15 protein-coding genes and 3 tRNA genes are annotated in these 13259 nt (G+C 72.2%); 6 read left to right on the top strand and 12 right to left on the bottom strand.

Annotated features, from left to right (window positions below; all coding sequences use genetic code 11):
- Window positions 1-433: 433 nt before the first annotated feature.
- Window positions 434-694, bottom strand: coding sequence for a hypothetical protein (locus JWP64_RS10605; RefSeq protein ID WP_297495386.1), 261 nt, complete (start codon window positions 692-694; stop codon window positions 434-436).
- Window positions 695-1273: 579 nt separating this feature from the next.
- A complete protein-coding gene (locus JWP64_RS10610) occupies window positions 1274-2107 on the bottom strand; it encodes a serine hydrolase domain-containing protein (protein WP_297495389.1) in 834 nt (277 codons plus the stop codon).
- Between the two features lie 19 nt (window positions 2108-2126).
- Between JWP64_RS10610 and JWP64_RS10615 the strand changes: the two genes are divergently transcribed.
- Complete coding sequence (locus JWP64_RS10615; RefSeq protein ID WP_297495392.1) at window positions 2127-2936, top strand: DUF72 domain-containing protein; 810 nt, start codon at window positions 2127-2129, stop codon at window positions 2934-2936.
- On the opposite strand, the gene JWP64_RS10620 is transcribed toward JWP64_RS10615, so the two are convergent.
- The 6 genes from JWP64_RS10620 to JWP64_RS10645 all read right to left on the bottom strand — a co-directional run bounded on the left by JWP64_RS10620 (window position 2903) and on the right by JWP64_RS10645 (window position 9050).
- A complete protein-coding gene (locus tag JWP64_RS10620; RefSeq protein ID WP_297495394.1) occupies window positions 2903-4153 on the bottom strand; it encodes an MFS transporter in 1251 nt (416 codons plus the stop codon). The genes JWP64_RS10615 and JWP64_RS10620 overlap by 34 nt on opposite strands.
- 48 nt (window positions 4154-4201) lie before the next feature.
- Window positions 4202-5848, bottom strand: coding sequence for an acyl--CoA ligase family protein (locus JWP64_RS10625; protein WP_297495396.1), 1647 nt, complete (start codon window positions 5846-5848; stop codon window positions 4202-4204).
- A gap of 73 nt (window positions 5849-5921) precedes the next feature.
- Window positions 5922-6116, bottom strand: a complete 195-nt coding sequence (locus tag JWP64_RS10630; protein ID WP_297495398.1) for a ferredoxin — start codon at window positions 6114-6116, stop codon at window positions 5922-5924.
- Between the two features lie 5 nt (window positions 6117-6121).
- On the bottom strand, window positions 6122-6634 hold the full coding sequence (locus tag JWP64_RS10635; protein WP_297495400.1) for a hypothetical protein: 513 nt from the start codon (window positions 6632-6634) through the stop codon (window positions 6122-6124).
- Window positions 6635-6820: 186 nt separating this feature from the next.
- Complete coding sequence (locus JWP64_RS10640) at window positions 6821-7135, bottom strand: sortase (protein ID WP_297495414.1); 315 nt, start codon at window positions 7133-7135, stop codon at window positions 6821-6823.
- A gap of 25 nt (window positions 7136-7160) precedes the next feature.
- Window positions 7161-9050 (bottom strand): propionyl-CoA synthetase, encoded by a 1890-nt coding sequence (locus JWP64_RS10645; RefSeq protein ID WP_297495402.1) that lies wholly within the window; start codon window positions 9048-9050, stop codon window positions 7161-7163.
- A 288-nt stretch (window positions 9051-9338) separates the two neighbouring features.
- Between JWP64_RS10645 and JWP64_RS10650 the strand changes: the two genes are divergently transcribed.
- Window positions 9339-10739: a GDSL-type esterase/lipase family protein gene (locus tag JWP64_RS10650; protein ID WP_297495404.1), complete on the top strand. Its 1401-nt coding sequence runs from the start codon at window positions 9339-9341 to the stop codon at window positions 10737-10739.
- Here the strand turns inward: JWP64_RS10650 and JWP64_RS10655 are convergent.
- From JWP64_RS10655 to JWP64_RS10665, 3 genes are read right to left on the bottom strand one after another with little or no spacing between them, the layout of a single operon-like run.
- A complete protein-coding gene (locus tag JWP64_RS10655) occupies window positions 10736-11128 on the bottom strand; it encodes a hypothetical protein (protein WP_297495406.1) in 393 nt (130 codons plus the stop codon). The two genes, JWP64_RS10650 and JWP64_RS10655, sit on opposite strands and share 4 nt — an antisense overlap.
- 29 nt (window positions 11129-11157) lie before the next feature.
- Window positions 11158-11376, bottom strand: a complete 219-nt coding sequence (locus tag JWP64_RS10660; RefSeq protein WP_297495408.1) for a cation transporter — start codon at window positions 11374-11376, stop codon at window positions 11158-11160.
- Window positions 11377-11405: 29 nt separating this feature from the next.
- Window positions 11406-11687 (bottom strand): metal-sensitive transcriptional regulator, encoded by a 282-nt coding sequence (locus tag JWP64_RS10665; protein WP_297495410.1) that lies wholly within the window; start codon window positions 11685-11687, stop codon window positions 11406-11408.
- A 292-nt stretch (window positions 11688-11979) separates the two neighbouring features.
- Here JWP64_RS10665 and JWP64_RS10670 point away from each other — a divergent pair, with 292 nt between their 5' ends.
- From JWP64_RS10670 to JWP64_RS10685, 4 genes are all read left to right on the top strand, one after another.
- On the top strand, window positions 11980-12225 hold the full coding sequence (locus JWP64_RS10670; protein ID WP_366889733.1) for a hypothetical protein: 246 nt from the start codon (window positions 11980-11982) through the stop codon (window positions 12223-12225).
- Between the two features lie 254 nt (window positions 12226-12479).
- Window positions 12480-12552 (top strand) — tRNA-Glu (locus tag JWP64_RS10675).
- Window positions 12553-12582: 30 nt separating this feature from the next.
- Window positions 12583-12656: transfer RNA gene (locus JWP64_RS10680), tRNA-Asp, on the top strand.
- 38 nt (window positions 12657-12694) lie between these two features.
- Window positions 12695-12768: transfer RNA gene (locus JWP64_RS10685), tRNA-Phe, on the top strand.
- 76 nt (window positions 12769-12844) lie between these two features.
- Here JWP64_RS10685 and JWP64_RS10690 read toward each other — a convergent pair.
- On the bottom strand, window positions 12845-13259 hold a 415-nt coding region (locus tag JWP64_RS10690), incomplete at its 5' end, for a site-specific integrase (RefSeq protein ID WP_297495412.1).

Genomic DNA, 13259 nt, shown 5'->3' on the forward strand with positions numbered 1-13259 from the left:
CGGTCGACGCGCGCGGCCTCGGCGGCGGCGCGCGCGGCGCGGCGCTCGGCCGAGACGGCCCGGTCGACGGAGTCGGGTCGATGCGCGGACGCCTGGTCCTGGTCTCGGCGTGCGTCGCCGGAGACGGAGGCGTCCGTGGTGGAGGGGCCGGGCGCGTTACCCCTCCGGTCGCGATGATCGGAGGGTGCGCTCCGGCCCCTGGACCCGCGACGGCGCGAAGGCCGCCGGCGGGTCCGGTCGCCGCCCTGGGGGGTGCCGTCGCTCCGGGGGGTGGGAGCGCTCGGCAGGGCGGCGGGTCCGGATGCGGGAACGTGCCGCTCCCCGGTGGCGTCCGTCACGGGACGCGCGGGGTCACGGTCGGGGCGCGCCTGGGCGCGGGCCGGTGTGGAGGACATCGTTCCTGCAGTCTGCCTGATGGCGTCGGTGCTCGACGTCAGGCCGAGCGGAGGACGGGAGTGATCTCGTCCGCGGTGGGGGTGTCGGCTGCCGGGTGCTCGACGAGTGCGAGCACGCGGTTGGCGAGGAACCGTGCGGTGCGCACGGTGCTGCCACCACGCGTCACCTCGCTGACCTCGACGACGCCGCGGCCGTGCGCGACGTCCACGCGACGTCCGGCGCGGGTGGCCCCGACCTCGTAGGTCTTTGTGGTGCCGCTGCCGGCGTCGATCACGATCTCGACGCGGTCGCCCTTCATGGATCCTGCTTCCGAAGCTGGGAGGAGTGGAGATGTCCGAACCGGGCGCCGGTCGCCTCTCGGCGCGTGGCCGCTCGCAGCGGCGAAGGGGTGAGACCCGGGGACACGGATCGCCCTGCGCGGACACTCCTTACAACCATACCCACGGGGGGTTTGTTCCCCGGGGAGGTAGGAGTCCGAGGCGGGCGCCGGTCGCCTCTCGGCGCGTGGCCGCTCGTAGCGGCGAAGGGGTGAGACCCGGGGACACGGATCGCCCGCCTCGGACAGTTGTTCCAACCCCACCCACCCGGGGCTTGTTCCCCGGAGAGGGAGGTAGGTGTCCGAGCCGAGTGCTGGTCGCCTCGCGGCGAACGGCACACCTAGGCTCCAGCCGAACTGGTATTCCATGGCGGCGCTTATCTATTGCGGCCCGGGGACACAGGTCACCCGACCCGGACATCATGCTCCAACGGCCGGGGTGCCGAGATGATTCCCGGATCCCGGGGGTGTCTCGGGTCACGCGCCGAGGCTCCGCTCGCGTTCCGGTGCCGCCGCTCGCGTCCGACCGCGCGCGGAACCGCCGGACCTGCAGCGGAGGCGTCAGAGCGCCTCGAGCACCCGGTCGTTGAACGGGGCCCAGCCGTCGTGCGCCCAGGTGTCGAAGTCCCGGTCCGTCAGCACGACGCAGGCCGCCCGGGCGTCGGGATCCACCCACAGGAACGTCCCGGACTGGCCGAAGTGCCCGTAGGTCCGCGGCGAGTTCCGCGTGCCCGTCCAGTGCGGGGACTTGCCGTCCTTGATCTCGAAGCCGAGGCCCCAGTCCGACGGGCGCTGCCGGCCGTAGCCGGGGACGACGCCGTCGAGCCCGGGGAAGGCGACCGTGGTCGCCTCCGCCATCGTCGACTCCGCGACCAGCGTCGGTGCCTGGAGCTCCGCGGCGAAGCGGGACATGTCCGCGGCGGTGGAGTAGGCGCCGGACCCGGGCGGGCCGGGCAGCCGCGTGGCGGTGAGGCCGAGCGGATCGAGCACGGCCTCCTGCAGGTAGTCCGCGAAGGCGATCCCGGTGGCCTTGGCGAGGACCTCGCCGAGCACCGCGAAGCCCTCGTTGGAGTAGATCCGCCGGCGCTCCGGCCGCGACACGACCTGCGGGGAGTTGAAGTCGAGGCCGGACGTGTGGGCCATCAGGTGCCGGACCGTCGACCCCTCGGGGCCCGCGGGCCGGTCCCACTCGAGCGCGCCCTCCTCCACCGCGATGAGCACGGCGTAGGCGCTGAGCAGCTTGGTCACCGACGCGAGCCGGAACTCGCGGTCCTGCTCGCCCGCGGCCGCGAGGATTCTGCCGTCCGCGGCGACGACGGCCGCCGCGACGTGCGGCACGGGCCAGTCGAGCACCGTGCCGACGGCGCGGGCGAGATCGGGGTGCGCGGCGTCCATACCGGGAATACTCGCACCGATGGCGATGATCCGGATCGGTACGTCGGGGTGGCGGTACCCACCGTGGCGCGGGACGTTCTACCCCGAGGGCCTCGTCCAGCGGCGCGAGCTCGAACATCTTTCCCGCGCGGTGTCGTCGATCGAGATCAACGGCTCGTTCTACTCGCTGCAGCGGCCGGAGAGCTACCGCTCCTGGGCCGCGGAGACGCCGGAGGACTTCCTGTTCGCGGTGAAGGGGCCGCGGTTCGTCACGCACATGAAGCAGCTCCGCGACGTCCGGACGCCGGTGGCGAACTTCTTGGCCAGCGGCGTGCTCGCCCTGGGGGAGAAGCTCGGTCCGATCCTCTGGCAGCTCCCGCCGCGGATGCGGTTCGACCCCGAGCGGCTCGACACGTTCCTCTCCCTGCTGCCGCACACGACCTCGGCCGCCGCGGAGCTGGCCCAGGAGCACGACGAGCGCCTCGAGGGCCGCGCGCACCTCACGACCGCCGCGGACCGGCCGCTGCGGCACGCCCTCGAGGTCCGGCACGAGAGCTTCCGGGAGCCCGCGTTCACCGCGCTGCTGCGCAAGCACGACGTCGCCCTAGTCGTCGCGGACACGGCGGGGAAGTGGCCCTTCCTCGACGACGTCACGTCCGATCTCGTCTACGTCCGGCTGCACGGCGACGAGGAGCTCTACGTCAGTGGCTACTCGCCCGAGGCGCTCGATCGCTGGGCGGAGCGGATCCGCGGCTGGGCCGCCGACGGGCGGGACGTCGTCGTCTACTTCGACAACGACGTCAAGGTGCACGCCCCTTACGACGCGATCTCCCTGGCCGAACGGTTGTGAGCGGAAAGCGTCGCCGGAACAACGCTGTCCGCGCACGGGCGGTGCAGCGCGTGCGCGAGGAGCATCCGGCGGCCCAGCACCATCCCCGCCGCCGCCGCCAGCATGACCCCGGCCGAGACGAGCCAGGCCGTGGTGAACGAGAAGTGGGTGGCCAGGAACCCGAAGCCGACGGGGCCGAGGCAGCTCCCGCCGTACACCCCGACCTGCACGATCGCGGTCGCGGCGGCGGGCGCCGACGGGTTGAGCCGCACCACCGCGAACTGCAGCAGCCCCGGCCACGCCCAGCCGAGCCCGAAGCCGAGGATCGTGCCGAGGATCAGCGCCACCGGGCCCGGGACGGCGAGCAGGGCGAGGCCGCCCGCCCCGAGCAGCAGGCTCCCCGCGACCACCGCGACGTGCCCGCCGGAGCGCCGGTCCGCGAGCCAGCCGTGCAGCATCCGCATGACCAGCCCGACGACGCTGCCGAGGGTGAGGACCAGGCCGGCCAGCCCCACGGCGATCCCGCGGTCGACGGCCGCGGCGACGAGGAAGATGCCCAGCCCGGTCGCGCACGCGGCGGCCAGCCCGCCCGCGACGCCGATGACCGAGAGTGCCGCGGTCGCCCGGTTCTCGGGGTTCGTGGCGTCCCTCGGTGTCGCCCGTCCGCCGCGCGGCGCGGCGACCAGTGCGCACAGCGCGAGCCCGGCGCCGATCACGTAGGCCCAGCGCCAGCCCAGCGTCAGGGCGACGGCCGGGACCGCGACGCCGGCGAGCAGCGTGGCCAGCGGCACGGACGACTGCTTGACGCCGAACGAGAGCCCGAGCCGCCCGGCCGGCATCGAGCGCGCCAGCGTGAGGTTCGACGAGAGCTGGCCCATGACGTTGCACCAGGCCCCGCAGAGCAGGATCGCGATCAGCGAGCCGTAGGACCGCGCGGCGACGGAGCACAGCAGCATGAAGAACGCTGCGCCGACGACGGCGATCCGGCTCGTCGTCCCGGAGCCGAGCCGCTCCACGATCCGCCCGACCGGCAGCGACACGAGCGCGCTGACCCCGAAGTAGAGCGCCACCACGAGGCCCAGGCCGGCCGGGTCGAAGTCCAGCTCGCGGGAGATCTGGACGCTCAGCGCGCCGGTCAGGAACACGGGCAGCACCGTCGACGTCGTGACGACGACCGCGCCCGCGCCGACCCGGAACGCGCTCTGCGGCGGGGTGAGGGGCTCGGTCGCGACGCTCATGGTTCGCTACGCTAACCGAAATGTCCGGCTCTCGGCCGGACGTGTGTCCTACCCCTTGATGCGGGCCCCGCCCTCGCCCCACTCCTTCTCGCGCAGCTCGAACTTCTGGATCTTGCCCGTGGAGGTCTTGGGCAGCTCCTCCACGATCTCGACGGCCTTGGGCGCCTTGTACCGCGCGATCTTCGACTTGACGTGATCGATGAGCGTCGCCTCGTCCGCGCTCTCCCCCGGGGAGAGCACCACGAACGCCTTCGGCCGTTCGCCGTACTGCTCGTCCGGCACCCCGACGACGGCCGCCTCGAGCACGGCCGGGTGCGACACGATGGCCTGTTCGACCTCGATCGTGGAGATGTTCTCGCCGCCGGAGATGACGACGTCCTTGGCGCGGTCCCGCAGCTCGACGAAACCGTCCGGGTACATGACGCCGAGGTCCCCGGAGTGGAACCAGCCGCCCTCGAACGCCTTCTCCGTGCCGGCCGGGTCACTGTAGTAGCCGGTCATGACGTTGTTGCCGCGCATGACGATCTCGCCCATGGTCGTGCCGTCCGCAGGCACGTCGACCATGTCCTTGTCGACGACGCGCAGCCGCTCGGCCTGCAGCATCCCGACGCCCTGGCGCGCCTGCAGCGATGCCCGCTCCTCGGGCTCGAGGGAGTCCCATCCCCGCTGGTACTGGTTCACCGAGTACGGCCCGTAGGTCTCGGTGAGGCCGTACACGTGCACGATCCGGAAGCCCATCTGCTCCATCTGCAGGATGGTGGTCGGGCTCGGCGGTGCGCCCGCGGTGGTGATGACGAGCTGGTAGTCCAGCGTCTTCGCCTCGGGCGCCCGCATGATCGTGGTGACGACGGTCGGGGCGCCGTTGAGGTGCGTCACCCGATGCTCGTCGATCAGGGACCAGATGACGTCCCCGCGGACCTCGCGCAGGCAGACGTGCGTGCCGCCGATGGCGGTGATCGCCCACGGGGTGCACCAGCCGTTGCAGTGGAACATGGGCAGCGTCCAGAGGTAGACGCTGTCCGGGGTGTGCGTGGAGTGCACGATCTCGCCGAACGAGTTCAGGTACGCGCCGCGGTGGCTGTACTGCACGCCCTTCGGCTGCCCGGTGGTGCCGGAGGTGTAGTTGATCGAGATCGTCGACTCCTCGTCGTCGACCTCCCACTGCAGGGGCTCGTCCGACCCGCGGGCGAGCAGGTCGTCGTAGCGGACGCCGCTGCCGATCCCGTCCCCGGGCGCGGCCGGGTCCACGACGGTGATGATCTCGTCGACGGTCTTCAGCTCACCGGCGACTGGCGCGACCCTCGGGTGCAGGGCGGAGTCGACGACGAACAGCGTCGCGCCGGAGTGGTCCAGGATCTGCTGCACCTCGGGTGCCGAGAGCCGGGTGTTGATCGCGACCAGCACCGCACCGGCGAGCGGCACGGCGAAGTGCGCGACGAGCATCTCCGGGACGTTCGGCAGCATGTACGCCACCCGGTCCCCGGGCTTCACCCCGGACCCGCGCAGGGCGTGCGCGAGGCGCGTGACCTCGGCGGCGAACTCCGCGTAGGTGTGCCGGCGCTCGCCGTAGACGATGGCGGTCTTGTCCGGGTAGACGTCCGCCGAGCGCCGCAGGAAGCTCAGCGGCGTCAGCGGGGTGATCCAGACCGGCGTACCCGTCCCGGCCCCGTCCCGTTCGATCTCCGTCTCGGTCACCGACGACCTCCCTCACGTGCGCGTGAAGGAGATCCTCGCGGGTGGACCCGGTCGGAGCAACGGGGGGCGGCGCTCAGGTCTCCTGGAGGCTGATCGCGGCCTTGGGGCAGGACCGCACGGCCTCCTCGATCTTCGGCCGCAACGACTCGGGCGGCGTCTCGTCGAGGATGTAGAGGTAGTCGTCGTCGCGCACCTCGAACACCTCGGGGGCGATGCCCATGCAGACGGCGTTGCTCTCGCATAGGTCGAAATCCACCACAACCTTCATGGAGGTCATGGTGCACCCACGGCGAGGGTCGTGGGTGACTGAGGACACCCTGAATCGGCGTGAGGCTCGCCATGCCCGACGGCGCTCGCGGCGTCGGCGTCCTGCGCGCCTCCGTCTCGCGGTCCCGTCGGGGGCACGGCCCTGGTCGGCGCACAGTCGGCCGCGGTGGCCCGGACGGGCTCGGGGGAGGGGCGGACGACGGCCCGCACCGCGGGCGGGGTCGTGTTCGGGGCGGCGGAGGCGGCCCGGACGAGCGCGGCGGCCCGGGCGAGGTCGCGGTGCGGCAGCGTCTCGCAGGCGCGGCCGTTGCCGTCCCGGTCGAGCTGGGCGGCGCGTTCGACGTCCGGGGACGGGGCGGTCAGGGCGGCGGTCAGCGCGGTCTGGGCATCCTCCTGGTAGGCGAACGCGGTGCAGGTGCGGTCCTCGAGGGCCAGCGCGGTGCCGACCAGTCCGAGGATCATGGCCAGGCTGAAGGCGGCCGACACTGCGGCCAGCCGCCGATGGCGGGGGCGGTGCATGGGAGGCGGGGGTCCTCTCGTGCGGGTGGGGCGCCGCGCGGGGGAGCGATTTCGGCGTCCTTCGCTCATCGGGCTCCTCATCCCGCTGTTACCGGAGACCTGCACCGCCGGCGAATGTTGGGGCGAACGCCGCGTGGCGTACGCCCGGGGAGAGCAGAGCTTCCCGGCGTCCGGACGTCGGCGTGGTCAGGACCGGGTGAGCCGGGCGTACACCACGACGTTGTCCCGGTACTGCCCGCTGCCCCGGTCGAAGTCGCCGCCGCAGGTGATGAGCCGTAGCTCGGCGCCGTCGGTGTCGCCGTAGACCTGCTCGGTGGGGAACGCGGACTTGTCGTACCGGTCGACGCTGTACGCCGTGAAGAGCGCGGACGTCCCGTCGCGCCGGCGCACGGTGACCTCGTCCCCTTCGGCGACGTCGTGCAGCCGGGTGACCGGACATTCGTTACCGACGGTGCGGCGGTACGACGAGTGGCCTGTCCGGGCGCACCGCCGGCGCCGGATGCGATCCCGGCGCCGGCGCGGCCGGCTACTCCTTGCGCAGGACGGGGCGCAGCGTGTCGAGCACCGAGGCGTCGTCGATGGTCGAGGGCACGGACTCGTCCGTCCCGTCGGCGATCCCGCGCATCGTCTTGCGGAGGATCTTCCCGGAGCGGGTCTTGGGCAGCCCGTCGACGATCGCGACGTCCTTGAGCGAGGCGACCGCACCGACCTGGTCCCGGACCATCGCCACGAGCTCCCCGCGCAGCTTCTCCTCGTAGCCCTCCGCGGAGGTGTCGACCCCGGCCTTGAGCACGACGAACCCGCGCGGGATCTGGCCCTTCATCTGGTCCGTGACACCGATGACCGCGCACTCGGCGACGTCCGGGTGGGAGGCGAGGACCTCCTCCATCCCACCCGTGGACAGCCGGTGCCCGGCGACGTTGATGACGTCGTCCGTGCGGCCCATCACGAACACGTAGCCGTCCTCGTCGAGGTGCCCGCCGTCCCCGGTGAGGTAGTAGCCCTCGAACGCGGACATGTAGGACTTGAGGAACCGCTCGTCGTCGTTCCACAGCGTCGGGAAGGCCCCCGGCGGCAGCGGCAGCTTCGCCACGATCGCCCCGTCCGTGCCGGCCGGGACCGGCTTGCCGTCGCCGTCGAGGACCTGGATGTCCCAGCCGGGCAACGGGCGCGTCGGCGACCCCGGCTTGACCGGGAGCAGCTCGATCCCGGCCGGGTTCGCCACGATCGGCCACCCCGTCTCGGTCTGCCACCAGTGGTCGATCACCGGGATGTCCAGCAGCTTCGAGGCCCACCGGTAGGTCTCCGGGTCCAGGCGCTCCCCGGCGAGGAAGAGGTACTTCAGCCCCGACAGGTCGTACTTCTTCGCGAACTCACCGTCGGGGTCCTCCTTCTTCAGCGCCCGGAACGCCGTCGGCGCGGTGAACATCGACCGCACCCCGTACTCGCTCATGACCCGCCAGAACTGGCCCGCGTCCGGCGTGCCGACCGGCTTGCCCTCGTAGAGCACGGTCGTCGCTCCGGCGAGCAGGGGCGCGTAGACGATGTAGGAGTGCCCGACCACCCAGCCGACGTCGGAGGCGGTGAAGATCGTCTGACCGGGGCCGACGTCGTAGACGTTCGGCATCGACCAGGCCAGCGCGACCGCGTAGCCGCCGGAGTCCCGGACCACGCCCTTCGGCTTCCCTGTCGTCCCTGAGGTGTAGAGGACGTAGAGCGGATCGGTCGCCTTCACCGGCACCGGATCCGCCGGCGCCGCCTCCGCCACCGCGGACGCCCAGTCCACGTCGTCCTCGCCCATCGCGGCCTCGGCCTGCGGGCGCTGCAGGATCACCCGCTTCGCGGGCTTGTGCGCCGCGAGCTCGATCGCCTTGTCCAGCAACGGCTTGTACTCGATGACCCGCTTGCCCTCGATCCCGCACGACGCGGACACGATCACCGTGGGCTGCGCGTCGTCGATCCGGACCGCGAGCTCCTTCGCGGCGAACCCGCCGAACACCACCGAGTGCACCGCGCCCAACCGCGCGCAGGCCAGCATCGCGATCGCCGCCTCGGGGACCATCGGCATGTAGACGACCACCCGGTCGCCCTTGGTCACCCCGAGATCGCGCAGCACCCCGGCGAACGCCGCGACCTCGTCGCGGAGCTGCGCATAGGTGTAGGTGCGCTTGGTGTCGGTGACCGGGGAGTCGTAGACCAGCGCGGTCCCGTCCCCGTTCCCGGCCTCGACGTGGCGGTCCAGCGCGTTGTACGCGACGTTCAGCTCACCGTCCGGGAACCACCGGTAGAACGGCGGGTTCGAATCGTCCAGCGCCTGCGTCGGCGGCGTCGCCCAGTCGACCGCCCCGGCCGCATCCAGCCAGAACGCCTCCCGGTCCTCCACGCTCGACCGGAAGATCTCCTCGTACGAGCCCACGTGCGGCCTCCCTCGCCATGACGTCCCTGTCGCGGTGCGAGCCTAGTGCGGAGGTCCGGCAGGCGAGGGCCGAACTGGTCGTCCGGCCAGGTCCGCCGCTCGTCCGGTGTGACCGGCCACTCGCCGACAGCACGGAGAGTGGTTGATGCTCTACGTAACGTCATCACTCGTCCGGCCGACAGACCGAGCGGGTCGGGCGCTCGTTCGATCTTGCAGAGCGTGTGTGTGACACCCACACGAGCGGACTTCGCCCCTCGGTGGTGTCGCGGACCGGCGAGAGGGGTTCGGGTGAACGGGGCAGCACGGGTGCGCACGGTGGTGCGCCGACCCTTCGCGGCCGTCGGGACGCTCGTCGGGCGGTCCTACGGCTCGCTGAACTCGCTCCGCGCCACCGCCGTCGCGATGGCGACGTCGCTGCTGACCGTGGTGACGGCGATCGTCGCGATCGGGGTCCTGGGTGGTTCCGCGTCCGCGCAGACGGCGTCGGCCCGCCCCGCCGATCCCTGCGGACCGGCCTGGGTGACGGCCTGGCAGACCAGCCCGCAGCCGGGGGTCGCCGGCGCGCTGCTCGCCGGCCGCACCCTGCGGATGATCGCGACGCCGCAGGTCACGGGCTCCGAGATGCGGGTCCGGCTCTCGAACCGCTACGGCCGCAGCCCGCTCGTCGTCTCCGCGGTGTCCGCGGCGGGCGTCGACTCCGGCGCGGCCCTCGCGCCCGGGACGTCGCGGCCGGTGTACTTCGGCGGCAGCCAGGGCGTGACCATCCCGCCCGGCGAGGAGGTGGCCAGCGACCCGGTGCCGTTCGTCGCCGAGGCCGGCCGTCCGCTGGCGGTCAGCATGTTCCTGCCGTCGGCGGCGGACCGTGTGGCGACCCATCCGGTCGCGATGCGGACGTCGTACGTCTCGGAGCCCGGGTCCGGGATCGGCGCGGTCGACGCCACGGACGGCTCCGCGTTCACCACGTCCGTCGCGTCGTGGTTCGTGCTCTCCGGGGTCGACGTGCTCGCCCCGCGGGCGGAGAACGCCGTCGTGCTGGTGGGGGACTCGATCACCGACGGCGTGGGCAGCGACCTGGACCGGGACGACCGGTGGCCGGACGCGCTGTCCGAGCGGCTGGTCGACGCGGGCGGGCTGCGGATGTCCGTGATCAACGCCGGGATCTCCGCGAACCAGCTGCTCGGCGGCACCCCGTCGCAGGTCGGGGACACGCCGGCGGCCCGGTTCGACCGGGACGTCCTCGGTGCCGCGGGAGTCAGGGACGTCGTCCTGCACATCGGCACGAACGACCTGGCCGCGGGCCGGAGCGCGGACGAGGTCATCACCGGTCTCGTCGACTTCGGCGCCCGGGCCCGCGGGGCCGGGCTGCGGGTCTTCCTGACGACCATCACGCCGTCCACGACGAGCACGCACGGCACTCCGCAGGCCGTGGCCGCCCGCGAGGCCGTCAACGCGTGGATCCGCGCACAGGGCCCCGCGCACGCGGACGGGGTCTTCGACTTCGCCGCGGCCGTCGCCGACCCGGCACACCCGGCCCGGCTGCGGCCCGCCTACGACTCCGGCGACGGCCTGCACCTCTCGCCCGCGGGATACCGGGCGATGGCCGCGGCGGTGCGTACGGAAGGACTCACCGGGAGCCCGTGCCTCGCGGACACGGACCCGGCGAGGATCACGGTCTCCGGCGGACGCTAGCGCCGTCTGCGGAACCGGAGCGGGGAGCGCCGCTGCTCCTCGGCCGCGCTGAGCGGCAGCGGGCCCGTCGGCGTGTCCTCCTGCTCGAGCCGCTCGGTGACCCAGTCGACGACGAGCGCGGCCGGAGAGGTGCCGCGCTCCTCGGCGACGTGGCGCAGCTGCTCGATGCGCAGGGCGGGCAGCCGGATCTGGAAGACCTGCGCCGTCCCGAACCGGCCGGTCAGCTCGCTCGCGCCCGGCTCCGCGGAGGGGGCCAGGGCGGCGAGGTAGGAGTCCAGCTCGGGATCGTGCGGTTCGAGATCCGCGGGCGGCTCGGGCGCCGGCGCGGCCCGATCGCGGCCGAGCGGAGCGCCGTGCCGCGAAGGACGTCGTTCCCGGAAGGGAGACATGGCCGCAGTCTACGGGCGCCCGTAGGCGCTCAGACGAGCGTGTAGCCGGCCTCGACGACGGCGGCCTCGATCTCGTCCCGGCCGAGCTCGCGGTCCGCGGTGATCGTGACCGCGCCGGACTCCAGCTCGACGTCGACGCTCCGGACGCCGGCGACCTCGCCGACCTCCTCCTGCACCGAGGCGGTGCAGTGTCCGCAGGTCATGCCCGAGACGGTGACGGTGGTGCGGAAAGGGGTCTCGACGCTCATGGGGAGCCTTTCTGGTCGGGGTGGTTCGTTCAGGAACGGACGAGGCGCGCGATGGCGGCCGACGCCTCCTGGATCTTCGCCTCGCCGCCGTCGCTGTCGTTCCGCGCCGCGTCGACGACGCAGCTGGACATGTGCTCGGAGAGCAGCTCGAGGGCGAAGGACTGCAGGGCTCGCGTGGCCGCGGAGACCTGCGTCAGGACGTCGATGCAGTAGACGTCGTCGGTCACCATGCGTTGCAGGCCGCGCACCTGCCCCTCGATCCGGCGCAGCCGCCGGAGGTGGGCCTCGCGATCGGGGGTGTAGCCGGGCATCGGTCCTCCGTGGTGGGTCGCTCCAAGCCCGACGATACCCCAAGGGGGTACAGCGGGTGGAGGCCGCGGACCGAGCGACACGTGCCCGAACGGTGACGCAACGTTTTCGCCCTCACCCGGGAAGGGGCATGCATCCGGGGCAGTGGATCGGTAACGTTCCGGTGACGGCCACGGGGGTGGCTGCACGGTGTGGCGATCTTCGACGCGCGGCGTCCACAGACGGTGGACGGCGTGCCGGTCCGTCCTGCCCGCGGCCCCGGCTGTGGTCCGGCGACCTGACGGGGAGGCGTGGTTGAGCAGCATCGACAGCGTGCAGAGGAACGGCGTGCAGGCAGGGTTGGACGATCGGGGGGTTCCTGGCTCCATTCCGACGCCGCGGTCCGCGGCCGACGCCTACCGGGTCTCCGACGAGGACGTGCACCGCGCGCGGCTGGTGGTCGCCGAGAACTCCGAGGGTGGCGAGGATCTTCGGCAACTTCTCGACATGCTGGGGCTGATCTCGGCGAACCCGGACCAGCTGCCACCCGTCAGCCGCTGACCGCCGCCGGCGCCACTCCGGCCCGTCCGGCAGGGGTGCCGCAGGTCACAGCGGGCCCGAACGGGCTCCGAGCCGCCGAAACCGCCGGTGCGGACACCTCGTACCGACCGTTCCGGGGCCTCCCATCAGCGATGATGTCGTTAAGGGAGGGGCGATTTGGGTGGCCGTAGGGGTGTGTCTTATGCTTTCGTAGCTCCCAACGGACAGCCGTTGGAGGTCATGGAAGAGCAACGGTTGACACCGGGGTTCAACCAGCCCCCATCGTCTAGCGGCCTAGGACTCCGCCCTTTCAAGGCGGCAGCGCGGGTTCGAATCCCGTTGGGGGTACGGTTACACAGCTCCACAGCTCCACAGCAAGGCCCAGTGGCGCAGTTGGTTAGCGCGACGCCCTGTCACGGCGAAGGTCGCGGGTTCGAGTCCCGTCTGGGTCGCTCCACTCTCCGGGTTCCGGCGTCATGCCGGTCCGCCGGGCCAGGTAGCTCAGTTGGTACGAGCGTCCGCCTGAAAAGCGGAAGGTCGGCGGTTCGACCCCGCCCCTGGCCACAGCCTCTCACCAGCCGAAACACCTGCGCTGGTCTCCTTCATTTCCCCTCGCTGTAGCAACTGCTGTAGCAGTGGGTCATCCCAACCGCTCCTGTAGCAGTCCGAGTGCCTCCCGCTTGTCCTTCAGCGAGACGTGCGCGTAGATGCCGAGCGTCACACTCATGTCTGCGTGCCCCACGATCTCCTGAACGATGTGCGGCGGGACCCCGAGACCGAGCAACAGCGTCACGCAGCTGTGCCGCAGGTCGTGGAACCGGGTTCCCTCGGCACCGATCTTCGTCCGGAGCGGGTACCAGCTCCGCCGCAGGTTGTCCGGCTCCAGCGGGGTACCGATGGTGCTGGTGAACACGAGGCCGGTGTCGTGCCAGGCGAAGCCGGCGGCCAGGCGCTCGCGATGCTGTGCGGCCCGGTGTTGTCTGAGCGCGTCCGAGGCCGCCTTGATCAGCGGGACCGTGCGGGCGGAGTTGTCCGTCTTGGGCGGCAGGAATCGG

Origin of the sequence: Pseudonocardia sp., from assembly GCF_025465255.1 — a bacterium.
In the GTDB taxonomy this organism is placed as follows: Bacteria; Actinomycetota; Actinomycetes; order Mycobacteriales; family Pseudonocardiaceae; genus Pseudonocardia.